Consider the following 24,510-nt stretch of genomic DNA (forward strand, 5'->3'; position numbering starts at 1 on the left):
TTCTTTCCCTCAATTTCCAATATGTTTAAACACCATTTTCAACAAGTCCGATTGGGAAAAAGGCTTAGTCAAATAGCCTGACGCTCTGACCATTTTTGCCTTTGCCCTGTCTATAAATCCTGTTCTACCAGTCACCATAACAATCGGGATATTCTTAAAAGCTGAATGCCTTCGCAACAAAGAACATAGCTCATAACCATCTAAATTTGGCATTTCTACGTCTAGTAATATTAAATCGGGCTTGCTGCGGAGAATTTGCATCAAAGCTTTTACCGGATCGTTGATCATCACAACTGAAAATGTACTTTCATCCAAAAAGTGTTTGATAGAATTTAACACTGTTGGACTGTCATCTATGCAGGCAACTGTATATGTGTTTTTACCAACGCTTTGGTGGAGACCTTTGTTACTGTTAAGATGAGAAGTATCAATATTCGATTTTGGCAATTGTTCCCCTAGTTTGACTTGAGAATTCTGCTGCGTTGACGAAACCTTGCTGCTTGGCAGAAATTGGGGGGTAACTTGCTCGGCAACCGTTGATTCGGTCTGTTGCCGATTCCGTAACTGCTTTTGACAATGTTCTACAAGTAATCGCAAGTCCAAACGACAAAACTTTGGTAGTTCATCTAAGAAAGTTTCACTCTTAAATTCATAACTTCCTTGTTTGATTGCAAGAAATGACTCCAGCACTTCTTTCGCTAATTCGTCTATCACGACTGCTGCTTGCGCAGGGGTGATATATTCTTCATTGACTAACCAGCAAATAGCTTGATAATCGAGTTGTGGTATTGACTGATTCTCTCGGTTTTGCTCAAATATCAGTCTTACCTGCATAAGAACTGTACTGTTGAGTGTCTGTGTTTCCTGACTTAAGCGCCCTAAGACATTCTCAAGCCGTTCAAACATTTTATCCGAAGAGGCATAAACTAGTTTACCGTCCTCTAGATAGATTGACCAAGAAATCGGTTCTGTAAATACTTGTAAGCAGCCTGTAGCACGGCGACTGGTTAATTGTGCTAGTAGAGATAGCGGGTGTAGTTTCTGGAAAAACTTGTAGCTACCTATAGGAGTTGTGCTCATTTTGCTTTTACTTAGGCTAAATTCTTGCTAGTGTGAGCTAAATTTCTGTAGAGCTTTTCCACAAGTCCTATGAAACTCATCAGAGCTTTTGTTGCAAAAAATACAAAACTCTAACTTTAAGGTTTGCGGTAAAAGCAGCGGTAGCACCCTTCTCTTCAGACGAAAAATCTCAGTCAATTCGTTAATTAAAGTTCAATTTACTAACTTCTACTGAGATTAGCAGACATCTTTACACGACAAGTCAAAAAAATGTAAAGACTAGATGAAGCCACTTACCTTAGAGTAAACCTTGTATGATGGCAACCGAGACAATACTGCTTTGACAGGCAAGTTCAACCCTGCTATTTTCAGTACTCGTACTTCAGTATAATACGGTTTCTCGGGCTGGGGAAAATCTAAGGTAAAGTTTGCTAGAACATCAGTATTCTTACTTGTCCATTATGTAAATTTAACATAAAAACTTCCTGATGACAGAATAGTGCCATTGTCTGTTATATACCTTACAAGCTAAATCTGCCAGTTATGTTATTAATGCAATCTTTGAAAGTTAGAAAGTTTAAGTTTATACGAAAGAAATTTGAACACTATCAATGACAATAGAATTTCGACGACGGTTGCATTTGTATACATGGTGTATCAATTGTCTTTTTAGGAACTTGTCTTTCTTGAGAGAATCCTAGTACCGCAGGGCGGAAGTCACGCATTCACGCATTCACGCATTCACGCATTCAAAACACTTATACCGTAACTCTTTTGCTGGTTTGTAATGGTTCAGCAGCGCTCTTGGTAGGGTTTCCCTCCGCAGGCGACTGCTGAACCCGAAGGGTAGCTTTATTTCCGCCGTCATGTACTAGAGTAAAAATGGATATTGCTGAAAGTAGTGCCTTTTAAGACAGACTTCTACAAGGAACACATCGCACCACTCAGAATTACTCCAGTTAATTTGCTACTTAACAATTAAGTCCATTATGATTCTATGCCAATACCGCTAAAAGGCAACTACAAGCCATTACATCATTGAATTTATCAAAAATTCTAGTTACTCTCTCTACCAGGAAGACGTTATATTTGTCTGTCTTGTGTTGTGAATTCAATTGATAATTATTTTATTCAAAAAAAAATTAATTTTTCTTAGCTTGCAGCCTATACGCTTCTCGCTTTTTATACAAATTCGCTTTCTATGACGGAAAAGACTAGCAGCTGTTCTGGAAAACCTACTCAAACTGACCTAAAACATTAAGCTCATCCCACGCCTGAAGGCAGTGGGATTTCGCGGGCATAGGGCATAGGGCATTGGATTGTTCCCCATGCAAGAATGCCCCTTGCCCCAAGACGGTGGGCGGCGGTTCCTCCCGCCCCTAGGAGCGGGCTTCCCCGCCGTCTTTTTGTGATAACTGAATCCAGGCTGGTTTAACGTTTACCTGTTTGCAACAGAAGACTCCACAGGCAAACTCTGATGTCTTTTCAGATGATATATATCAGAGCATATATAAAAGTGCGGATGAAAGGACTTGAACCTTCACACCTTGCGGTACTAGAACCTAAATCTAGCGCGTCTGCCAATTCCGCCACATCCGCATCAGTTTCTTATCCTATCATAATAAAGTTATTTCTTGCAATATCTAACGCTTAGTTGTTAGTGGTCAGTTGTTTGAGTACCTACTAACCACCAACCGCTTGTAAAAACCTACCCAAAGCTAGCCACAAGTGGATACATCTGGACAAGGGGAACTCTGCGGTATACGTGTTCCAAGAAATCATCCGAAGCGCATTGCTGCTTACTTTGGTTAAACCATCGTTTGACCACGGACTCCCAGTTAGAGACAGCATTTACTGCTGGATTTCCCACCTATGTTATTCAGTTTGATAGTAACCAGTTTGTAGTACGTGTCTTTTAGGTTTCACACCTAGCTGAGCGTTGCTAACCCGTACTGGTTAAACGTAGTCTGATTATATGCCAATTTCCCCAAAAAGTTAAGCATTAGGTAAAGGTGGGTAGGATTTAACTTACAGTTACCAACCCCAAACCGATAACCAGTTTTCACTAAGGTACAGCAACACGAGGCAAGCGGTGCTTGAACCCGCAGAGAATTTCCCAAGAAATTGTATTTAATTGATTTGCCCAATCTTCAGCAGAGATTTGTTCTTTTCCCTCTGTTCCAAGTAAGGTGACGACTTCACCTTCTCGTATATCTGGTAATGCACTCACATCTAACATCAACTGATCCATTGTAATTGTGCCAATCTGTGGCACCCGTTGACCGCGAATTAACACTTGCATTTTATTGGAAAGATTGCGAGGAACTCCATCTGCGTAACCAATTCCTACGACGGCTAGGCGGAGTTCGTGTGGGGCAATAAATTGATGACCGTAGCTGACGCCAGTTCCAGGGGCGATGGTTTTGACTTGGGTGACTCGCGCTTTTACTTGCAGAACAGGTCTCAGGTCAATGGATGAACGCAAATGATCTGCCGGGTAGAGTCCGTATACAGCTAAACCTACACGCGCGATATCATAGTGCAATCCTTTGTCGGTAAGTGTAGCAGCTGAATTTGCCAAGTGCAGACAAGGCGGTTCTATACCTATTGTCCTAAGTTGGGCAATTGCTTGCTCAAACCGTTGTTGCTGTTGTTTCATGATTGTGGAATCAGGACTATCTGCTGTTGCCAAGTGAGAATATATACTAGCAATGGCAAGATGAGGTAAGCGTTGCACAAGCTGAACGAACTCAGCCGCCTGATCGGAATTCGTCCCTAACCTGGACATCCCCGTATCTAATTTGACGTGTACAGGTACGTCCGTCTTGTTATTGATGGTTAAGAGCGTGTCAGAAAATACCAGGGCTTGCTTGGGGCTTGTAATTGTTGGCTGAAGTTTCCATTCGGCGATCGCCTGAATTTGCTCGCTCGTCTGGCTTGCACCTAAAATCAAAATCGGAGCTTTTATTCCGGCTTCTCGCAATTGGATTGCTTCTGGAACTGTAGCGACTCCCAGCCAACTTGCCCCTGATTCTAACACTGTTTGGGCAACTGTAACTGCTCCATGTCCATAGGCATCTGCTTTGACCACCGCCATCAGTTGAGTGCGCGGTGACAGTATCTTTAAAAGCTGCTTGACATTGTACGACAATGCTGATAAATCAATTTCTACCCAAGCACGTTGGGATAACCAAGCGTAGGTGTCACACTGCCCATTAAAGCTGACACGGTCGGTTTGCTCTTGGCTCAACATCTTGACTTACTCCTATCACACCACTCTGTAAGCTTCTAGGTCATCTAAATTATTCGCATGGCTAGAAGCCTAATCTTGATTAATCTGGAAGTTTACATTTCATTGTGAACTACCTACACCGCCCGCTCCGAGTCGGTCTAGGCTTCTGGTTTCAACGACAACAGCCTTTCCACCTTGCGGTTTATTGGTCTTACGTTGCCTCGACTCAGCAATAACGGGGTTCCCTCCGCCATTATTTTCCAACATCCGAATCCCTTCTTTCCTGATGTTAAATGCTGCATTACCATCACGGTCATGATGAGTCTTGCAAGATGGACAATCCCATTCACGGTTATCGAGCGTCAACTCTTCAACAATGTGACTACAGCATGAACAGCTTTTGGAACTGGGGAAGAACCTTCCTATTTCTACAAGTTGTCCATTTTTGGCTTTTAACTTGTAATCCAAAAAGTTAACAAACATTCCCCAACCCACGTCGGATATTGACGCGTGATAGCTTCCGGTTTCGTACCATCCCTTTGACATTGAGATTCTCTACAATGATGGTTTGACTTTCATCTACCAGTTTCCTACGCGCGTTTGTGTAGGAAGTCAGTAGCGGGAATTTGATACTCGTTCGTGAACTTTGGCTACTAGCTTTCTATACTTGTTTCTTGAGTTACTTCCTTTAATTTTACGAGCAAACTTTTTCTGCTTTCTGGCTAAGTTTTTCTCATGCCGCTTAAGATGTTTTGGGTTTGAATGTTTGTGTATCTCACTACCATTATCAACAATAGCGAAGTCTTTCAACCCCAAATCAATACCAAGTATTTTATCTCCAAGCGATTGACTTGCATCACCTTCCACCTCAAGTAATATTGAAGCAAAGTACTTATCTGTAGGAGTCTTGCTGATGGTAACAGTCTTAAGTTTCCCCTCAATCGGTCTATGAAAAACAGCTTTGATAACACCAATTTTAGGAACTTCCAAGCAATCACCCACAACTTTAACGTTTTGAGGATATTGGATTGATTGCTTATGATGCTTTGATTTGAACCTAGGAAACTTAGCCCTACCCTCAAAAAAGTTGGTGTAAGCCTTGTTTAAGTTGATGGGTACGCACTGTAAAACAGCAGAATAACAATCTTCTTTTAACCAAGGATGTTCTACTTTTAATTGAGGTAAATAAACCTTGTCAACACTCAACTTTAATGATTATCCAGTTTCTTTGTAGTGTTAAATAAAATCGTTAATTGCATAGTTACAATACCATTTTGCACAACCAAATGATTTAGCTAGAGATATTTTTTGTTCGGTTGTTGGGTATAGTCTGACTTTAACTGCTTTCAACACTTTAAATCACCTCTTTGTTGTGCTTATAATAAGATTAATCTATATCCAATGTGTACCCAACATAACAAATAAACAATTAAGATTAAGAATGTCAGAACGCCGATTTAATAAATTGCAGCCATACGCGGTTTACGCTGACAAAACTATGACCCAGATGGTAGAAGAGCTTATTGAGTCGTTGCCTAACACGGAGATAGACAAAAACATTGCTATCCCCACTCCCTGGTCATCTGACAGTTGACATTGGTCGGGGGGCGGGGGTCTTACACGAAAAAATCAGCCAGCTTTTGTAATGTTTATCTGTGTTCCAAGATGAGTATTCGTTATAGTAAGGCTGGCCGATCTTAGGGGGACAATGCGTCGGACGCAATCTTTTTGTCCGGCTATTCATCCCACACCTGACCCGACAGGGCAGTGTGGGATGAATAGCCGTTTAAGCTAAAATCGGCACAGGATGATGAGCTGCGGGTGGTGAGCAAAAGAGCAGGAGAGATTAACAATTCAAAATTCGCTCATTCAAAATTCAAAATTGAAGACTGTTTCAAACGGGGAGATCAACCCGGCTGAAAGTGAGACTACGTATAGACTAAGGGGTCTTAAACCCTTGATTTTACGATAAGTTATGAGTGTTGAGTCTTAAGTTTTGACTCATTGTATTTCTAACTATTGCAAGATGTATAATTTTTTTTCATCACCAAAGATGAATGTAATTGTGTTAATATATGTAAAAATAATAGCTTGAGCGCTAATCAATGGGGAAGGTTTTAGTTCTAAACGCCTCTTACGAACCGCTCAATATCACGAGCTGGCGGCGAGCTGTGGTCTTACTGATCAAAGGCAAAGCTGAGCGAGTAGAGTTCAATAACAAGCAACTTTACTCGGACTTTCCGCTTCCGACTGTTATTAGGTTGCGCCACTATGTGCGCGTTCCCTATAAAGAGATTCCTCTGACTCGTCGGAATCTACTGCATCGTGATGGTCATACTTGCCAGTATTGCGGTTACACAGGAGATGATTTAACTTTGGATCATGTTTTTCCGCGATCGCGTGGTGGCGGCGATACTTGGGAAAACATCGTTACAGCCTGTGTCCGCTGTAATGTGAAGAAGGGAAATCGCACGCCTAGTGAAGCTCACATGATGTTGCGTCATCCTCCACGCCGACCTTACAGCAGTTTATACTTTGAGGTCAGCAAACATCTCAAGAGTGGTATGCATCAAGAGTGGCAAAAATATGTTATTGGACTCTGACAATTTCAGCGTTGTTTGAAAAAGCCTCGCAATTGTCAGTTTTTTGCGTTATTGCCTTTGCTTGGTGATTTTGGCTGGTCTACGGCTTACCTAGAACTTAACTGGAAGCTGATAGAACGCGAGAAAATGCATACCCGCTTGGAGCAACTTCGCTAATATAGCACAAATCAACGCCAAAACAAGCAGGGTGCGTTTAAATCTGCCAAAAAAATTAGGGGTCAATGCTAAAGGGGTTTTCCTTGCTAGTCATTGATCAGAGATTGTTGACAAAAAATAGACTGGCAGATATAGAGCCAAGATCTGAAATTTTTGCGAAGATCATAAAGTGTGGCTGAAGTAGTGAATGACAAGCAGGTAGTCTTTCTGAACAAAAAAGGAGCCTCACACTTATAAAAACGTTTCGTATGCACTTTAATTCTTCCCTTACTCAGATTGAGAGTTTGCCGTTGATAGCTGACCCAATTCCAGACGATGCAGAAAGAGACAAAGATTCAGTTGAAGTTCCACTCACTAAGCAGTCAGGCACGGGATTGACGGGTGAATCGGGCAATTCTCTGAGTCAGCGTAACAATTCATTGGTCAATCACAAATCAGAAGAGCTGCGCAATACGTTTCTTGCACACAGGCAAGAACGCCAGTTGTTAATTCTTCAAGATTTTCCTGACCCTGATGCCTTATCCTCTGCTTGGGCTTACCAGTTAATTGCTCAGCAATACGATATAAAATGTGACATCGTTTACGCTGGTGCATTGAGTCACCAAGAAAATATTGCATTAGTAAAGCTGACTGGCTTACCCGTCCAGCGTTGGACACTACAAACACTGAAAAGCAAGGATTTATCATCCTACCAAGGTTTCGTACTGATTGATAACCAAGGAACCACTTCTCAGTTATTACCTGTAGTGCAACAGGCAAAAATACCATTAGTGGCGGTGATCGACCACCACAGTTTACAAACTGAGCTGAAATCGGAATTTTTTGATGTCCGTCCCTTTGTACGGGCGACAGCAACGATTTTTACCCAATACCTACAAGCGGGGTTACTAACTCTAGATAGCAGTATAAACCAACACGTCAAATGCGCGACTGCCTTGATGCACGGCTTGCGATCGGATACTAATAGACTGATGCAAGCACAGGAAGAAGACTTTATGGCAGCAGCGTATTTGAGCAGATTTTATGACGCCCAGTTGCTGAACGCGGTACTGCAAGCGAATCGTTCCAAGCGAGTCATGGACGTTATAGAGCGATCGCTCAAAAACCGCATCGTGCAAAATAACTTTTCGATTGCTGGTGTAGGTTATCTACGTTATGACGACCGCGATGCCATCCCCCAAGCGGCAGATTTTCTAGTGACAGAAGAAAACGTTCACACTGCTGTGGTGTACGGTATTGTTCACGATGAAGATGAAGAACTAGAAGTGGTCATTGGTTCTTTAAGAACCACCAAACTTACCCTTGACCCCGATGAGTTCATCAAAGAAGCCTTTGGACAAGATAGCCAAGGACGCTTTTTCGGTGGTGGAAGAACAAGCGCAGGTGGATTTGAAATTCCAATGGGTTTCTTATCTGGAGGTAATGAAAATTCTGGTTATGCGAAAATGAAATGGGAAGTTTTCGATTCTCAGATTAAGCAGAAGCTGCTGAGATTAGTGAATCCGAGAGATAACCCGATACAGCCGGAGTAGAGGAGAACAACACAAGGAAGACAAGGGGGACAAGGGAGATAAGGGAGATAAGAGGGAAAATAACTCTGACGAACTGACTCTTAGTTAGAACTCAGGACTTAGGACTCAAATTGTGGAACTTTATTTAATTCGTCATGGTATTGCTGAAGAAAGGCGACCAGATATCAAAGATGAAGAGCGATCGCTCACGAAAGAAGGGCGGCAAAAAACAGAGAAAGTTGCCCAACGACTGAAAAAGTTGGGTTTGAATTTCGATTTGATTGCCACGAGTCCGTTGGTTCGCGCTCGGCAAACAGCAGAAATCCTCATAGCTGCTGGATTGAGTTCTAAACTAGAGGAATGTACCTACCTTGCTCCTGATGGTCGTATTGAGAGTTGGGTTGTAGACTGGTTGGAAGCAAGAAATTATTCACCCCAAACCCAACTTGCCTTAGTAGGACATGAACCAGATTTGAGTGCTTGGGCAGAAATTCTCCTATGGGGACAAGCGAAAGCAACGTTAGTCCTGAAAAAAGCGGGTATGATTGGGGTAAAACTACCAGAAAAAGGCTCTCCTCTGGGTCGTAGTCAGATGTATTGGTTGACACCACCCAAGTACTTGCTTTAACAGTAGTGTAACGTTTTTGAAAGAATTTCAAAGGAAACGGTTACTGTTATGGCAACAAGAATTTCTGGTAAGTTAGCCTGAAAAAATCTTTCACAAAAAAGCAGATGGTGTTGCCATGATGGTGTGCGAATTCAAGCCTGGATTGGATGGCATCCCCGCCGCCCAATCCAGTATTAGCAATGTTGACGGGCAAAAGGGAATACTAGAATATCGTGGCATCCAAATTGAGGAATTGGCTTCAAAAAGTACATTTCTGGAAACTGCTTATCTTCTCATTTGGGGTGAGTTGCCCACAGCGGAAGAACTGGCAGCATTTGAGTATGAAGTTTGCGAACACAGGCGGATAAAATATCGCATCAGCGATATGATGAAATGCTTTCCCGAAAGCGGTCACCCAATGGATGCTTTGCAAGCCTCTGCCGCTGCGTTGGGTTTGTTTTATTCGCGCCGTGACTTGGATAACCCTATTTACATTCGGGATGCAGTTGTTCGCCTGATAGCAAAGATTCCGACAATGGTGGCGGCATTCCAGTTGATGCGAAATGGCAACGATGCAGTACGTCCGCGTGATGACTTGGACTATTCCGCCAACTTTCTGTACATGCTCAATGAGAAAGAACCTGATGCACTGGCGGCGCGGATTTTTGATATCTGCTTGATACTTCATGCTGAACATACGATGAACGCCTCCACCTTCAGTGCCAGGGTAACGGCGTCTACACTAACTGACCCATACGCAGTGGTAGCAAGTGCTGTGGGAACGTTAGGAGGACCGCTGCATGGTGGAGCCAACGAAGAAGTGATTCAGATGTTGGAAGAAATTGGCTCTGTGGAAAATGTGCGTCCTTACATTGAGGACTGCCTGGAACGCAAATCCAAAATTATGGGCTTTGGACATCGTGTGTACAAAGTGAAAGACCCACGCGCTACAATTTTGCAGAACTTGGCGGAACAGCTGTTTGCCAAATTTGGGCATGACAAGTACTATGACATTGCTCTAGAAATGGAAAGGGTGGTGGAGGAAAAACTGGGTCATAAAGGAATTTATCCCAATGTTGACTTTTATTCAGGATTAGTGTATAGAAAATTGGGAATTCCTACAGACTTGTTTACACCAATATTTGCGATCGCCCGTGTTGCCGGTTGGTTAGCACATTGGAAAGAACAGCTAGAAGAAAACCGAATTTTCCGTCCAACCCAGGTTTACGACGGTAAGCATGGCGTTCCTTACATTCCCATCGAGCAGCGTTAGAGGGATTAGGGATAGGGGATTACGGATAGGGGATTACGGATAGGGGATAGGGAATTTCCCAGTCCCCAATTGCCAGTCCCCAGGAACCGATTGGCACTGGAACGCGAAGAAATTCAAGGGATAGGGAATTTCCCAGTCCCCAATCGCCAGTCCCAGTCCCTTTATTAGGGAATTCTAATCCTTACCATAGGTAGAAATTCTCGTCTAGCTAAAGGGGCAAAAACCATGCAACGATATACTAGGCATGGGAATTGCAAAAAATCTTAAATTTTGTCCCGTGCCGTCATGGCTCGGGTTTCCACACTTCCCCCAAGGTTTTATGAGCAAATTTACAGTTATTAACAAGCGTGGATAGTTGTAAATGACAATGTTCTGATGACTTGAAGAGCAAAAGCACATGAATTCAGGAATTGATCTGCAAGGAACTTTTATTGAATCCCTTAGGGATTTAGGATTGAGCGCTGGCATAGCCAAGGCGATTTGGATGCCACTGCCAATGATTTTGATGATTATTGGTGCCACTGTGGGGGTGCTGACCTGTGTTTGGTTAGAACGGAAGATTTCGGCAGCAGCACAGCAGCGGATTGGTCCTGAATATATTGGTCCTTTGGGTTTGCTGGCTCCTGTGGCGGATGGTCTCAAGCTCGTTTTTAAAGAAGATGTGGTGCCAGCTCAGTCTGACCGCTGGCTGTTTACCCTTGGTCCAATCATCGTGACGATTCCAGTATTTCTGTCATATTTGATTGTGCCCTTTGGGCAGAATCTGGTGATTACAGATGTTGGGATGGGGGTCTTCTTGTGGATTGCCTTGTCTAGCGTTGCACCGATTGGCTTGTTGATGGCTGGTTACGCATCTAACAACAAATACTCTCTCTTAGGAGGGTTGCGGGCAGCAGCACAGTCGATTAGCTATGAAATTCCTTTGGCACTAGCGGTGCTGGCGATCGCCTTGATGTCGAATAGCCTCAGCACCATTGACATCGTCAATCAGCAATCTGGCTATGGCATTCTTGGCTGGAACGTATGGCGTCAACCAGTCGGGTTTATCATCTTTTGGATAGCCGCCCTTGCTGAATGCGAACGATTGCCCTTCGACTTGCCCGAAGCAGAAGAGGAACTGGTTGCTGGTTATCAGACCGAATACTCTGGCATGAAATTCGCTCTGTTCTACCTGAGTTCCTACGTTAACCTAGTACTTTCTGCCCTGCTGGTATCAGTTTTATACCTAGGCGGTTGGGATTTTCCAATTCCCATTAATTTGATAGCTGGTTGGTTGGGAGTCAGCGAAATAAATCCTGTTTTGCAGATTGCTACCGCCGCATTGGGAATCACGATGACCGTACTCAAAGCATACTTCCTCGTCTTTCTGGCAATCCTGTTGCGTTGGACAGTGCCACGGGTTCGGATTGACCAATTGCTAGATTTAGGATGGAAGTTCTTGCTGCCTGTTGGTTTGGTTAACTTGCTACTCACTGCAGCCCTGAAACTTGCTTTTCCCGTTGCCTTTGGAGGGTAATAGGGACTGGGGACTGGGGAATGGGGACTAGGGAGTAGGAAAGGATAAAAGATGAAGGCTGAAAATTGTATACTTCATACTTTTGTTCTTACCCAATCCCTCATCCCCAATCCCGAATCACCTATTACATAAAAAGAGAGAGACACGAAAAATGTTAAAGTTCCTTAAACAAGTTGGTGATTACGCCAGAGAAGCGGTGCAAGCTGGTCGTTACATTGGTCAGGGTTTGTCTGTTACCTTCGACCATATGCAGCGGCGTCCAGTCACCGTGCAGTATCCTTACGAAAAACTGATTCCTAGTGAGCGGTTTCGCGGTAGGATTCACTTTGAGTTTGATAAGTGCATTGCCTGCGAAGTTTGTGTTCGGGTTTGTCCGATCAACCTGCCTGTAGTTGATTGGGAATTCGACAAGGCAAGCAAAAAGAAAAAGCTCAATCACTATAGTATCGACTTTGGAGTTTGTATCTTCTGCGGTAACTGCGTGGAATACTGCCCAACTAACTGTTTATCGATGACAGAAGATTACGAGCTTTCCACCTACGATCGCCATGAATTGAACTATGACAGCGTGGCGCTTGGTCGTTTGCCTTATAAGGTCACTAACGATCCAATGGTCACACCGTTGCGCGAACTCGTTTACCTACCCAAAGGCGTCATGGATCCCCACGGCGTACCTGGTGATGCACCTCGCGCGGGTGCGCGTCCAGAAGACCTTGTGGAACAGGAAAAGTAAATGGTAGTAGTTAGTGGTGAGTTGTTAGTAGAAAACAAGAGCGACTCACCACTAAATGCCAATAATTAACAAATGTACAGACGCGTTATGGCGCGAATGTACAGACGCTTCAAACAGCGCGTCTCTACAATTAACAAATGACTGAGGATAAAAAACAGTGAATCTAGCGGAAGGAGTACAGGTTGTTTCTTTTGCCATACTGGCAGTGATGTTGATTGCAACAGCGCTGGGTGTGGTACTGTTTGACAACGTCGTCTATTCTGCCTTTACGCTGGCAGGCGTATTTGCTAGCATTTCTGGGCTGTACCTGTTGCTAAATGCTGACTTTGTAGCAGCAGCGCAATTGCTAATTTATGTTGGTGCAGTGAACGTATTGATTTTGTTTGCCATTATGTTGGTAAACAAGCGACAAAGTTTTACGCCCTTCCCCACCGCTTGGTTACGCAAAGCACTCACGGGTGTAGTCAGTCTGGGATTGTTTGCTCTTTTAAGTACGATGGTGTTAACAACTCCTTGGTCACTGTCTACTGCTACGCCTCCAGGCAACACGATTGTTTTAATTGGTCAACATTTCTTCAGTGACTTTTTACTGCCTTTTGAACTAGCTTCGGTTTTGCTGTTGATGGCGATGGTGGGCGCGATCATTTTGGCACGTCGCGAGTATCTGCCTGAACAGGTAATTTCTGGAGAAAAACAGCAAGTTTTGACCTTACCAGAACGCCCCAGAGAACTGGTATCAATCGGTGAATCGAGCCGCAATATTCAGTAAACAGTTATCAGTAAACAGCGCAAACTGATAATTGGTAACTGATAACTAATAACTGATAACTGACAAGGGGGACAGCAAGATTCATGCCAATTCAGTACTTTTTATTACTTGCAGCAGCTTTATTTTGCATCGGCATCTATGGCTTAATTACCAGCCGCAACGCCGTAAGAGTGCTAATGTCGATTGAGTTGCTGCTCAATGCCGTTAATCTAAATTTAATGGCGTTTTCCAACTTCCTAGACTCAACAGCAATTAAGGGTCAGGTATTCACCGTATTTGTGATCACCGTAGCAGCAGCTGAGGCGGCGGTAGGTTTGGCGATCGTACTTGCCATCTATCGCAACCGCGATACTGTTGATATGGAGCAGTTTAATCTCCTGAAGTGGTAATTCTGTGGATCTCAAGCAAGTCATTATTGCTTACAAAGCACGAGATTCCCAAAGTAAACGCTGGGCAGAAATCTGTGCTAAGCAACTCGAACATCGCCAATGCCACGTTTTGATGGGACCAAGTGGACCAAAAGATAACCCATATCCGGTCTTTTTGGCTTCCGCAGGGCAACCCATTGATCTCGCTTTGGTACTTGGCGGTGATGGTACTGTTTTAACTGGAGCAAGACATCTAGCCCCAGCTGGCATCCCAATACTAGCAGTGAACGTGGGAGGTCATCTGGGGTTTTTAACTGAGTCTGTAGAAGAATTTCAAGATACTGAACTCGTTTGGGATCGGCTGTTTGAAGACCGTTATGCTATTCAGCGGCGGATGATGTTGCAAGCCGCAGTGTTCGAGGGAAATAGCACAAATTTGGAACCAGTTTCTGAACGTTACCTCGCTTTAAATGAAATGTCTGTCAGACCCGCTTCTGCTGACCGCATGATTACCTCAGTCCTAGAAATGGAAATTGATGGTGAAGTGGTCGATCAATATCAGGGAGACGGGCTGATTATTTCTACTCCTACTGGTTCCACAGGTTACACCGTGTCTGCAAATGGTCCGATAATACATGATGGTATGGAAGCGATTACCATCACTCCCATTTGTCCGATGAGTCTTTCCAGTCGCCCCCTCGTCTTACCCCCTGGTTCTGTTGTCAGTATTTGGCCCTTGGGGGATTACGATTTGAGTACCAAGTTGTGGATGGATGGGGTCTTGGCGACTTCCATTTGGCCCGGACACCGTGTTGATGTGCGGATGGCGGATTGTCGGGCTAAGTTTATTGTTTTACGAGAGAACAACTCGTATTATCAGACGCTGCGAGAGAAGTTGCTGTGGGCAGGAACAAGGATTCGCTACAGTAGTGCCAGTCATGCTAATTGAATCATAGATTCGCATGACCCCACCACGCCAGTCGCCTGCGGAGGGAAACCCTCCTGCAGCGCTGGCTCCCTAACCCCTCCCCCTTCGGGTATGCCTATGGCTAACGCCACGGCTATCGCCGAACGGCACGCTACGCGTTCGCCCTTGGCGTGCGCTTGCGCTTACGCCAGTCGCCTGGGCGTGGGAAACCCGCCTGCAGCGCGCTTACTCACCGCAAGCAGGGAGGGGATGGAAACAGAACATGCGTGTCAACAATCACGCTCAAACACTCAATTTCCGGGTCGTTTTAGATCCCCCAACAGAGTTAAAAAGAGGGCTAAAATTTTATTTCCCCCCTTTTTAAGGGGGGATTAAGGGGGGATCGAAAATCTAGATGGTACATCGAAAAATGTTCAAACGCTTGTCAATAGTAACTTTTAGCTTAAGTTGACACCAATGCAAACAGAAGCGCTACACATCGGCACAAACTGCATCTGCTTCTACCTCTATTAACATCTCCGGATTTATTAGGGATTTCACTTCCACCATTGTTGTAGCAGGCGGATTCTCACCAAAAAATTCTTGATGCGCCTGCCCAAATTCAGCCCAACGGGTAATATCTGTAACAAACATACGAGTCCGCACCACATAGCTTGTGTCTGCACCTAAGTCTTGCAAAGCCTTGTGGATAATTTCAAAACAGCGTTTTGCTTGCGCATAGGCATCACCAGGAGCAAACACTCCTCCCGCTTCATCAACTGGTGCTGTACCAGAAACATAAATTTGGTTTCCGACTCTGATGGCTCGACAGTAACCTACTTTTGATTCCCAGGAGGCACCGGAAAAAGTTCGCATAACTGGCATGATACTACGCTACGGCTAAACATTCACAGAGGAAATTTTACCTGTGATAGCTTTGCTCAATCCACATTAGCACTTTGGGTTCCCAAGCAAGACAGGTAGTGCGATCGCTTGGGGACGTGGTTGTTCGCGCTTTTGCGTGACAGTCAGCGTGAATACCATCGATCCCCCTAGCCTGTGTTGTGAAATCAGGCATGAGAAACTAAAGCGAGGAAATTTGCCGCGCTGATGATGGCGATATCCTGATAACTGCCTAAGGATAGGAGATGGCGATAGCGAAGCGCTGCGGCGAAGCGCCGATCGCACTTATTTTGGTCAAATGGAGTAAAGTGCGACGGCGCTCTTAAATTAAATAAAGATAAGATGTTCATCGTCAAGTACTAAATCAGGTTACTGTCAAACTACGCTTCGCGATTGTCAGCAAAGCTCTTCCAGTTAGTTCATCTAACAGGGTGATTTTTACAACTTATTTAGAAACCAAATTATGCGCCATATCAAACTCGCTCCGAATTGGTTGCGGTTTCTAATTGTCGTGGTGTTGGTGCTAGGTGTCTTTTTTCGCTTCTTCAACGTTGACGGCAAAGTTTATGGACACCATGAAACTTACACTTCATTGCGGATTTCTGGTTATACAACGACAGAAGTCAGGCGGCAAATCTTTAATGGTCGTGTCGTTAATAAGGAAGCTTTTGCTAAGTTCCAGCGTCTTAATCCTGATAAAAATTTAGGTGATACAGTTAAATCTTTAGCAATAGAAGACCCTCACCATCCTCCACTTTATTACGTTATAGCACGATTGTGGGCGCAAATCTTTGGCACTTCGGTAACAGCTATCAGAAGTTTGTCTGTCATTATTAGCTTGCTAGTATTTCCCTGCTTTTATTGGCTGTGTCGAGAATTATTTAACGTGCCGTTCTCAGTACCATTTGTGGCGATCGCACTTATAGCAATTTCCCCGATTCATCTCATTTACGCCCAGGAAGCACGGGAATATATTCTTTGGCTCCTCACGATATTACTTTCCAGCGCTTCTTTGCTGCGAGCTTTGCGACTAGAATCAGAACAGCGATTACCAGATCGCACCTTGGCATGGGGAATTTATACACTCACTTTAGCACTCAGTCTTTATACATCTTTGTTAAGTGGATTCGTAGCGGTTGCTCATGGAATTTATGTCATGGCAACTACAGAATTTCGCTGGACTAAAAAAGTCGAAATTTACACATTAGCATCACTTACAGGTTTTTTAGCCTTTACTCCGTGGATTTTAGTTATTCTTACCAACCTGTTGCAATTTCATCGTCAAACAGCAGGAACAACAGGAAAATTATCACCATTGGCTTTAATTCAATCTTGGCTAATTAACTTAAGCCGTATTTTTTTGGATTTAAACTTTGGCTTAGAAAATCCCCTCAGCTATCCAATTTCCTATATTTTTTTAATCTTACTGGGATACTCACTTTATATTCTTTGTCGTACAACCCACCCAAAAATATGGTTATTTATCGTGTTATTAATTACTGTGCCAGCAATACCTTTAATGCTACCAGATTTGATTTTTGGAGGGACGCGCTCAACAGCAGAGCAGTATTTAATACCTTCTTTTTTAGGTATTCAACTAGCAGTCACTTATCTGTTCGCTTATCAGCTATATGATGGGATTATTTTACTGCGGAAAATTTGGCAGACGGTATTAGTGCTGGTGATTATGGGTGGTGTCGTTTCTTGTGCAGTAAGTTCCCAAGCAGAAACTTGGTCAAGTAAGGGTGTCAGTTCTGGTAACACACAAGTCGCCACAATCGTCAATCAGGCTTCTCGCCCACTGTTGATTAGTGATTCTTTTGGCATTAATTATGGAAATGTCTTTTCTCTGAGTTACCTTGTAGAACCAAAAGTGCGGTTTTTGTTGGTGAAGGACAAAAATATTCCCACAATTCCCAAAGGTTTCACGGATGTGTTTTTGCTTAATCCTTCAAGCACTTTACGTAAAGGAATTGAAAAGAAGTATAAGTCTAAAATTAATGTTATTTATAGTAACAAATATTACTCAATAGGGAAATTAGCAAAACTTTCAGTGAATAAAAAATATAGCTAAAAAATATACAAAGGACGGGCGTTAGCGTAGCGGCACACTAAAATTCTGGATGGACAACAAGTCTGGCGCGGTGTTATGCTGCTGCTTATGAGTGGGGCGATCGCATCCTCTACCATCAGCGCTTTCTCCGATTCTTGGTGGAACAGAGATTTGAGCTATTTCAATGCTGAGGTTGTTCGCCGCATAAATGCCACCAGAACCCTTATCAGGAACACAATGTAAAGACGCGCTGTTCTCTGTAGAACTCTCGGATGGCGCGTCTCTACACACGTGATTTTTTACTATAAGTCATCCTCAAATCTGTGGACGTGTTTAAACCTGAGAAACAGCAACTGCACTCACATCTACCTTTCTATTAAACAGAATTCGCGGTTTCAGCAAAATTTTAAATATCAACAACAACGAACTAAATTCTCCTGGTGTATTATTGCGCTTCCACTGTCCCGGACGACAAAATAACATTTCCACCAGACGACGATGTTGTGTCAAATTGACTGATTCAAACCTCACTCGCACTGTCGGAAATTCATCTTTCAAACCAGTGCGAACAATATGTCCCTCAAGCTGTAAATTTTCCTCTACAATTTCTAGTTTAACAGGCGTATTTTTGGATAAATGAGTAGGAGGATTCTGCGTAACAGCAACTTCAGCACCTACCTCAGAAATGATTGTAGTCACTCCCCAATAACTCTGCTTGCCAATACTTAAGCGCACGACTCGCCGCAAGTCAAACCATTCATAAACATCTGGTTTGGGAGCATCCACAAAAATCAGCAGAGCTATGCCAATCATAACCAAATTATAGGCACTCCATAACCAACCTAAGCTGATACCTTTAATTTGTAGAGCAGCTTCTGAAGAGACTGTGGAAGACCATGTACCTTTGTCCATGCACATTCCCAGATTCTGCCACAAACTCAAGGCATTAGCGATAAACAAAATTATCAGAGGTAAGGCAAGGTTCCAGTTGAAAGAAAATCGGTTATTGACTGTTCCTTTCGGTGTCACTTTAAATCCTTTAGAAAAAGGATTTAACATGACTTGTATGACAGTCAATGCTATAGGAAAACACAGCACTATAGAATAAATATCAGATAGCAAAGCAGAGCGTGATTGGAAATTTAACCAAGCAAAGACAGTTAAATTAACAAGATAGTAAGGCAGGAAAAAATACAACAACTCTGCTACGTTAGACCGAACAGGAATCACGCCTAAAAATGAATAAGCTAAAGGCATGAGGAGAAAATAAACACGAGCAATGGTTCCAAACCAATGTAATAATCCTTCTAAATGAGCCAATCTTTGAATAAAGCTCAATCCAGGAATTGTTAAAGGATTGGATTTGATAAAAAATGCTTGAAGTGTGCCTTGTCCCCATCGTAATCTTTGAGTTGCATAGGCAGCAATATTGTCTGCTGCTAAACCAGCGCTAAGTTTTTCATTAAGATAAATCAAACGATAACCTTTGGCAGACAATCGAATACCTGTGAAGTAATCTTCACTCAAAGACTCGGTAACAAAGCCTCCTGCTAATAAGAGTGCGCTACGTCGAACAACGAAGGAAGTCCCACAACAAACGACGCTGCCTGCACCATCTTTAATAGCTTGAGTTTGGCGATAAAACACTTCTTCGTCTGCGGTAAGAATATTTTCCAAGCCAAGGTTACGGGCGACAGGGTCAGCATTGTAAAAGCTTTGGGGTGTTTGTACAAGTGCTACTTTTTCATCTTGAAAGAAACCAACTGTGCGAGTCAGGAAGTTTTTAGTAGGAACAAAATCAGCATCAAAAACAACAATGAACTCTCCATGAGTTTTGGCAATAGCATGATTTAAATTTCCTGCTTTGGCATAGCTGTTGTCTTGTCGTGTTACATACTCACACCCCAACTCAAGAGCCAATTTTTTTATTTCTGGACGCCTTGTATCATCGAGAAGATAAATTTTCTTATTGGCATACTCTAAAGCTTGACAACCGATAACTGTACGCTTGAGAATAAAAGCAGGTTCATTGTATGTTGGTATCAAGATATCAACAGATGGAACGAAATCACCATTGATAACAGCAACTGATTTCTCATCTGCTTCGCGGCGGCGGTCTTTGACATTTAACATTAGAAATAGCTGGATAGTGCTACCAAAGAGCATTAACATTTCCAGCAAGAAGAAACTTAGACTAAATACCCCATTTAGCGGATTGACAAGATTTAAGGTAGAGAGCGATCGCCACAGAATATACCTTAAAGTTAGGATAATTAAAATTCCGACAACGAGCCGTTGTGACCAAACACGAGGCTGAGGAGAGACTTTCATCACCAGCAGCACAGTTAGCAACAGCGCTACCGTCGGTGCTAGTAAATATTTTCCCCTCACCATTGGCACTTCTAGCCAAATTGGTGGGTTTTCTTGTAAAGCATAAATTTGAGCAAAAATTCTGCTGATTGTGTCTTCACCAGCAAACCATGCAGCTACGATAATACTGAATAAAAAAACGATACTTAATACAAACAGTGTTGCTTTTCGTAATTGAAGCCAAGACCTAGAACGGAGTTTCTTGACCAAACGCCGTTGGCGAAGACGGCTTACATTGTTTTTTTTCAACTGTGTAATGGTCATTTTTATACTCCTTTAAAACCACACCTATCATTCATGATTGTTGATTCTTGCCTGCATTGCCTAAGGCTTGACAGTTGCATGGTTTATAAAAAACAACATTCAACAACGGAGATAGTGTGAAGTTCACATAACATTTTATATCAAACTGTTAACTTTTAGTAAATAGTGTTTAACCTTTAGAATTAAGGTTAAACGCAAATTGTGCTTGTAAGATGAAAATCGGATTAAAAATTTGTGTTTGCAAAGCAGCGCTAGTTTTCAAGGAATTCTCAGCCTAAATTCATTTATCTTGTGCAAATACGGTTTAAATTGTCCATAGAGATGGATTTGAGGACTCACTTATGAAGTTGAATTTGTCGCACCTTTGTATTGTTGTGTCAACTATAGGCTGTGGAAATGTAAGCTCAATTGCCTTGTGGAACTCAAAGCTTATACCGTACCCAACAATGTAAAACTCGCAGACTTGAAATCTGTAGCGATATGATGTCAAGGGTTCAATGCTATCTTTGGTTACGCAATTTTGGTTGTATAAAAACTAGATAAATGAATTTTAAATTTCTGTAAAAATGCAGAAATGGTTTGAGTTGAACGAGATTTGTGCAAACAGGTGTTTTATGGAACTTGCAGATTTTCTTGGTCTTATCCATCCAGCGATCGCAGTCTTTTTTGTCTTTCCCCTGATTGGAATGGTGGTTAATTTTGCTTGGTCTACACGCCAGCGTCGCCTGCAAACCTTAGATTCTGGAAAAAGTAAAATCCCGGCCGTTGTGGGGGTAGAACACAGGCGATTAGGAAATTGGCTAACGGGTGCAGTTGTCGGATTGGCTTTAGTAGGGTTATCCTACCCAATTGGTACAAATATTATCAAAAATCAATTGTGGAATAAAGAGATTTTCCAAGTCGTTTTTATTCTTTTGATGTTTACTGCGACTATTGCCTCTTTAGTATTACTTTATCGAGCTAAGCAGGCTGTGTGGCGGGGAGTTTTTGCCACTTTAACGGGTGCAGGTTTAGTGATTCTCGGCTGTCAGGATGGAGTATTTCGCCGCACAAATGAGTGGTATTGGTCGCATTATTACTTTGGCATTGCCGCAGCCTTGCTGATGATTTTTTCCCTAGCAATTGTTCCTGATATTTATAAAGATAGGTCAAATCGCTGGCGCATCGTCCACACAATTTTAAATAGCATCGCCTTGTTACTATTTATTGGACAAGGAATGACTGGAACGAGAGATTTACTAGAAATTCCTCTGAGTTGGCAGGAACCTTACATTTATCAGTGTGATTTTGTTAAGAAAGCTTGTCCTACACCAAATCCTCAACCTAAATAAAGAGTTATGAGTTATATCAAGTCCGGATAAATACTTATCATTACCCTAAGAACCCCACCCCTCTTCGGGGAATTCAAAATTCAAAATTATAAATTCAAAATTAAGATTCTTTTTTTTGAATTTTGCATTTTGTTCGCGCAGCGTGCCCAAAGGGCATACTTTGAATTTGGGCGGCGCGGGGTGGGGTGCAGCTAACGTGGGAATCATAACTAATTAGCCGGACATGATATTACGAGTGCTGAGTGATGAGTAAAAAATTTTCTTCACTGTTCACTGTTCACTGTTCACTGTTCACTGTTCGCAGGTGGGTGCATCGGTAGTCTCACCGTAATGGTTGTTCCCACTCCCTCTTTACTTTTTACTCGGATCTCACCTCCATGAAGATCCACGCATTTTCTCACAATGACAAGCCCTAGCCCTGTGCCTTCAATTTTACCTACATTTCTGGCACGGTAGAACGTTTCAAACAGGCGGGTTTGGTCTCTGTAAGGAATGCCTATCCCTTGGTCTTGCACCCGGAAAGTTGCTATACCCCCTTGGCAGACTAAATCAAACAAAATTTTGCTTTCTGGAAATGAGTATTTGATTGCATTAGAGAGTAAATTGGTAAAAATGCAACTTAACAGGTTTTCATCCATTTGGGCTAATGTGCATTCTCCCTGGTGATTAAAGATAATATCGCGCTTAGCGTCTGTATGAAGTTGAAAAATTTCTGTAAGTTCCTGGCAGAAATTTTTGAGATCTAAGGGGACAGGTCGGTATTCAACTCTATCAACTTCAGATTTACTCAGGAACAAAACCTCATCTAAAAGTTGAACCATTTGGTTGATAGAACTTTGAATTCGCTGAAAGTATTTGGCTCTACGCTCTTCGGTCAGTTGAGGGTTATAGTTTTCGAGTAGCTGGGCAGATGTACGAATGATACTCATAGGGGCGCGGAATTCGTGAGAAACCATTGCCACAAAGTTCGACTTTAATTGATTAAGTTCTTGTTCCTTGGCGAGCGCTTCACGAATGCGTTGCTCGTTCGCCCGTAATTGATTAAAAATTTGTCCTCGTTGAATAGCATAGCGAATGGCACGCACTAGCACTTGAATCGTTATTTGGTCTTTGACGATGTAGTCTTGCGCTCCTTCTGCTAGTGCTCGCAGTGCTAATTCTTCATCATCAAGCCCTGATAATACCACAACAGGAATATCGGTTACTGCTTTTTGGAATTCTTTTAGCGTGTTCAATCCAGTAGAATCTGGCAGGCTAAGGTCTAACAGGACAACATCAAATCTGCGTTGATGTATGCTTTGTGAGGTAGAATTCTTTAATGAGAGGCTAAGTTCTGATTTACAGGCAACAATTGCGTCATTTAGCCGCTCCACATGTGCGATCTGCCATTCTTCATGACCATTGCGAAGGAATATCTGGCGTAGCAGGCGAGCATCAGAAGCGTTGTCTTCCACTAGAAGAATGTGAATTTTTCTATTCTTCATAAGAAAATTATATAGTTTTGCCAGAGCAGCCGTTTCACTCCCGCCAAGGTCAGAAATAGGGTATCTAATATCTTGAGAAGATAAAGGAAATTGGTAGATCTACCTTCTTTTTTCAAGAAAGCTTTTAACTTTGTGCTTTTTCAGCGAAAAATGTAAATCAAAAATTTAAGCTGTCCCATATTTAAATCACACGGTTACAGTCCTCAAAATGCTTTCTCCCCCTTAGTTTGCCATGTTAAATTTTGAATGTCCTACTACTTTGGTGAAGAGTTACTGCTCTTAGCCAGAAATCTTTGAGTCGAAAAATTTTTGGACAGCCATTGGGTTTGTAAATGTAGCAATTAGCACTTAAATTACCTAAATCTCTCTAACTCTTCCTCTGTGTCCTCTGCGCCTCCCTACGGGTATGCCTACGGCACGCCTAACGGCGTTAGCGCAGCTCCTCCGTTAGGAGGCACACCAGTCGCCTGCGGAGGGTTTCCCTCCCGCAGCGCTGGTTCACTGCGGTTTTTTAATTAGGTAATCTTCGGCAGGAAGAGAGTATTTCCTGATGTATTGCCTCCAACCCCCGAACCGCTATAATCCCCACAAGAGGAAGCCAAAGGCATAGGGGCGATTTTGTAAAATCGCCCCTACAGCCCATGAATGCAAGCCCTCAAGCCTGCTTCCACCTTTTGAGTACAGAAAATTTACACACAGCAAAAATATCTGGAGAATGATCCGGAACACCGGGACTCGTGTTTGTAGTTAAAGGTGTTCCCAAAAAAGAGAACAAAAAACCAGACACAACTGCATAAGATAGTCAAACCAACCCTAATAAATACATAGAAACAGGTTCAAACCTAACAAACAAAACCCAAATTTGAAATTTCCATGAAGAGGTAAGTAATTATGACTAGCTTTACTCAAATCCGGACACAAAACGACCTACTCCACCCGATTCGTCAATGGTTGGACTCGATTGAAATTCATAACGCCAAATTAGCTCATTCGTTGTGCAAGCTGATCCCCGCACAGTGTCCTTTCGAGCGTGATATTACAATGTTTGGTCGCAAGCTATTTCACATTCCACCTATGTGTAAGTTAAATCCTCTGTATGAAGAAGTGGTGAGTCTGCGTTTCAGAGCTTTGTGTTATCTTGCTGACGAATGCGGTGAAGACGTTACAGCTTATTGCTAGTAGTTAAGTGTAATAGTGATATCATACTGCAATCATAGGCAGCAATCATAGGTAATGGCACGCTCAGCGTAGTACCTTCGATAAGATTTGATTTTATCAAAAGCATTCCACCATGAACTTGCACAATCCTTTTCACAAGCACAAGTTCTAACCCAGTTCCAGAAGATTTTGTAGAGTAAAAGGGCTGGGTTA

At 42.8% G+C, this 24,510-nt stretch carries 21 protein-coding genes, 1 tRNA gene and 2 pseudogenes; 14 read left to right on the top strand and 10 right to left on the bottom strand.

Annotated elements, in window-relative coordinates:
* Window positions 1–9 precede the first annotated feature (9 nt).
* From AACT52_RS06190 to AACT52_RS41225, 4 genes and pseudogenes are all read right to left on the bottom strand, one after another.
* A complete protein-coding gene (locus tag AACT52_RS06190) occupies window positions 10–1,080 on the bottom strand; it encodes a response regulator (protein ID WP_073629722.1) in 1,071 nt (356 codons plus the stop codon).
* A 1,496-nt stretch (window positions 1,081–2,576) separates the two neighbouring features.
* Window positions 2,577–2,658, bottom strand: a tRNA-Leu gene (locus AACT52_RS06195).
* Between the two features lie 466 nt (window positions 2,659–3,124).
* Window positions 3,125–4,312, bottom strand: a complete 1,188-nt coding sequence (alr, locus tag AACT52_RS06200) for an alanine racemase (protein ID WP_073629724.1) — start codon at window positions 4,310–4,312, stop codon at window positions 3,125–3,127.
* A 228-nt stretch (window positions 4,313–4,540) separates the two neighbouring features.
* Window positions 4,541–5,644, bottom strand: a pseudogene (locus tag AACT52_RS41225) (RNA-guided endonuclease InsQ/TnpB family protein); the annotation flags it as partial.
* An 88-nt stretch (window positions 5,645–5,732) separates the two neighbouring features.
* Between AACT52_RS41225 and AACT52_RS06215 the strand changes: the two are divergent.
* From AACT52_RS06215 to AACT52_RS06265, 11 genes are all read left to right on the top strand, one after another.
* Window positions 5,733–5,885: a hypothetical protein gene (locus AACT52_RS06215; protein ID WP_337251573.1), complete on the top strand. Its 153-nt coding sequence runs from the start codon at window positions 5,733–5,735 to the stop codon at window positions 5,883–5,885.
* A 511-nt stretch (window positions 5,886–6,396) separates the two neighbouring features.
* On the top strand, window positions 6,397–6,894 hold the full coding sequence (locus AACT52_RS06220; protein WP_041040927.1) for an HNH endonuclease: 498 nt from the start codon (window positions 6,397–6,399) through the stop codon (window positions 6,892–6,894).
* Between the two features lie 15 nt (window positions 6,895–6,909).
* Window positions 6,910–7,050, top strand: coding sequence for a hypothetical protein (locus AACT52_RS06225; RefSeq protein ID WP_158054568.1), 141 nt, complete (start codon window positions 6,910–6,912; stop codon window positions 7,048–7,050).
* A gap of 248 nt (window positions 7,051–7,298) precedes the next feature.
* Window positions 7,299–8,582 (top strand): DHH family phosphoesterase, encoded by a 1,284-nt coding sequence (locus AACT52_RS06230; RefSeq protein WP_073629726.1) that lies wholly within the window; start codon window positions 7,299–7,301, stop codon window positions 8,580–8,582.
* 112 nt (window positions 8,583–8,694) lie between these two features.
* Window positions 8,695–9,189, top strand: a complete 495-nt coding sequence (gene sixA / locus AACT52_RS06235) for a phosphohistidine phosphatase SixA (protein ID WP_073629728.1) — start codon at window positions 8,695–8,697, stop codon at window positions 9,187–9,189.
* Between the two features lie 115 nt (window positions 9,190–9,304).
* Window positions 9,305–10,441: a citrate synthase gene (locus tag AACT52_RS06240; protein WP_073629730.1), complete on the top strand. Its 1,137-nt coding sequence runs from the start codon at window positions 9,305–9,307 to the stop codon at window positions 10,439–10,441.
* A gap of 397 nt (window positions 10,442–10,838) precedes the next feature.
* A complete protein-coding gene (gene nuoH / locus AACT52_RS06245) occupies window positions 10,839–11,957 on the top strand; it encodes an NADH-quinone oxidoreductase subunit NuoH (RefSeq protein ID WP_073629732.1) in 1,119 nt (372 codons plus the stop codon).
* Between the two features lie 151 nt (window positions 11,958–12,108).
* Window positions 12,109–12,690 carry an NAD(P)H-quinone oxidoreductase subunit I gene (ndhI, locus tag AACT52_RS06250; protein ID WP_073629734.1) on the top strand — a complete coding sequence of 194 codons (582 nt, stop codon included), beginning with the start codon at window positions 12,109–12,111 and terminating at the stop codon, window positions 12,688–12,690.
* Between the two features lie 157 nt (window positions 12,691–12,847).
* The gene (locus AACT52_RS06255) at window positions 12,848–13,459 is read left to right on the top strand and encodes an NADH-quinone oxidoreductase subunit J (RefSeq protein WP_073629736.1); all 612 of its coding nucleotides are present in this window, start codon (window positions 12,848–12,850) and stop codon (window positions 13,457–13,459) included.
* A gap of 83 nt (window positions 13,460–13,542) precedes the next feature.
* On the top strand, window positions 13,543–13,848 hold the full coding sequence (nuoK, locus tag AACT52_RS06260; RefSeq protein WP_041040913.1) for an NADH-quinone oxidoreductase subunit NuoK: 306 nt from the start codon (window positions 13,543–13,545) through the stop codon (window positions 13,846–13,848).
* 4 nt (window positions 13,849–13,852) lie between these two features.
* Window positions 13,853–14,776 carry an NAD(+) kinase gene (locus AACT52_RS06265; RefSeq protein WP_073629738.1) on the top strand — a complete coding sequence of 308 codons (924 nt, stop codon included), beginning with the start codon at window positions 13,853–13,855 and terminating at the stop codon, window positions 14,774–14,776.
* A 450-nt stretch (window positions 14,777–15,226) separates the two neighbouring features.
* Here AACT52_RS06265 and AACT52_RS06270 read toward each other — a convergent pair whose 3' ends face one another.
* Both AACT52_RS06270 and AACT52_RS06275 read right to left on the bottom strand, forming a co-directional pair.
* Window positions 15,227–15,610, bottom strand: a complete 384-nt coding sequence (locus tag AACT52_RS06270) for a RidA family protein (RefSeq protein WP_233153862.1) — start codon at window positions 15,608–15,610, stop codon at window positions 15,227–15,229.
* A gap of 194 nt (window positions 15,611–15,804) precedes the next feature.
* On the bottom strand, window positions 15,805–15,987 hold the full coding sequence (locus AACT52_RS06275) for a hypothetical protein (protein WP_143172740.1): 183 nt from the start codon (window positions 15,985–15,987) through the stop codon (window positions 15,805–15,807).
* A gap of 113 nt (window positions 15,988–16,100) precedes the next feature.
* On the opposite strand from AACT52_RS06275, the gene AACT52_RS06280 reads away from it, so the two are divergent.
* The gene (locus tag AACT52_RS06280; protein ID WP_073629742.1) at window positions 16,101–17,711 is read left to right on the top strand and encodes a glycosyltransferase family 39 protein; all 1,611 of its coding nucleotides are present in this window, start codon (window positions 16,101–16,103) and stop codon (window positions 17,709–17,711) included.
* A 21-nt stretch (window positions 17,712–17,732) separates the two neighbouring features.
* On the opposite strand, the gene AACT52_RS06285 is transcribed toward AACT52_RS06280, so the two are convergent.
* A complete protein-coding gene (locus AACT52_RS06285) occupies window positions 17,733–17,981 on the bottom strand; it encodes a hypothetical protein (protein ID WP_158054570.1) in 249 nt (82 codons plus the stop codon).
* A 42-nt stretch (window positions 17,982–18,023) separates the two neighbouring features.
* A complete protein-coding gene (locus tag AACT52_RS06290; RefSeq protein WP_073629744.1) occupies window positions 18,024–20,324 on the bottom strand; it encodes a glycosyltransferase family 2 protein in 2,301 nt (766 codons plus the stop codon).
* Between the two features lie 614 nt (window positions 20,325–20,938).
* On the opposite strand from AACT52_RS06290, the gene AACT52_RS06295 reads away from it, so the two are divergent.
* Window positions 20,939–21,655: a DUF4079 domain-containing protein gene (locus AACT52_RS06295; protein WP_073629746.1), complete on the top strand. Its 717-nt coding sequence runs from the start codon at window positions 20,939–20,941 to the stop codon at window positions 21,653–21,655.
* Between the two features lie 284 nt (window positions 21,656–21,939).
* On the opposite strand, the gene AACT52_RS06300 is transcribed toward AACT52_RS06295, so the two are convergent.
* Window positions 21,940–23,139, bottom strand: coding sequence for a hybrid sensor histidine kinase/response regulator (locus tag AACT52_RS06300; RefSeq protein WP_073629748.1), 1,200 nt, complete (start codon window positions 23,137–23,139; stop codon window positions 21,940–21,942).
* An 891-nt stretch (window positions 23,140–24,030) separates the two neighbouring features.
* On the opposite strand from AACT52_RS06300, the gene AACT52_RS06305 reads away from it, so the two are divergent.
* Window positions 24,031–24,318, top strand: coding sequence for a Mo-dependent nitrogenase C-terminal domain-containing protein (locus tag AACT52_RS06305; protein WP_073629750.1), 288 nt, complete (start codon window positions 24,031–24,033; stop codon window positions 24,316–24,318).
* On the opposite strand, the pseudogene AACT52_RS06310 reads toward AACT52_RS06305, so the two are convergent.
* Window positions 24,302–24,499, bottom strand: a pseudogene (locus AACT52_RS06310) (hypothetical protein); the annotation flags it as partial. The gene AACT52_RS06305 and the pseudogene AACT52_RS06310 overlap by 17 nt on opposite strands.
* Between the last annotated feature and the right edge of the window lie 11 nt (window positions 24,500–24,510).

The sequence above is a fragment of the Scytonema sp. HK-05 genome (genome assembly GCF_963872035.1).
Lineage (GTDB): Bacteria > Cyanobacteriota > Cyanobacteriia > Cyanobacteriales > Nostocaceae > Kalymmatonema.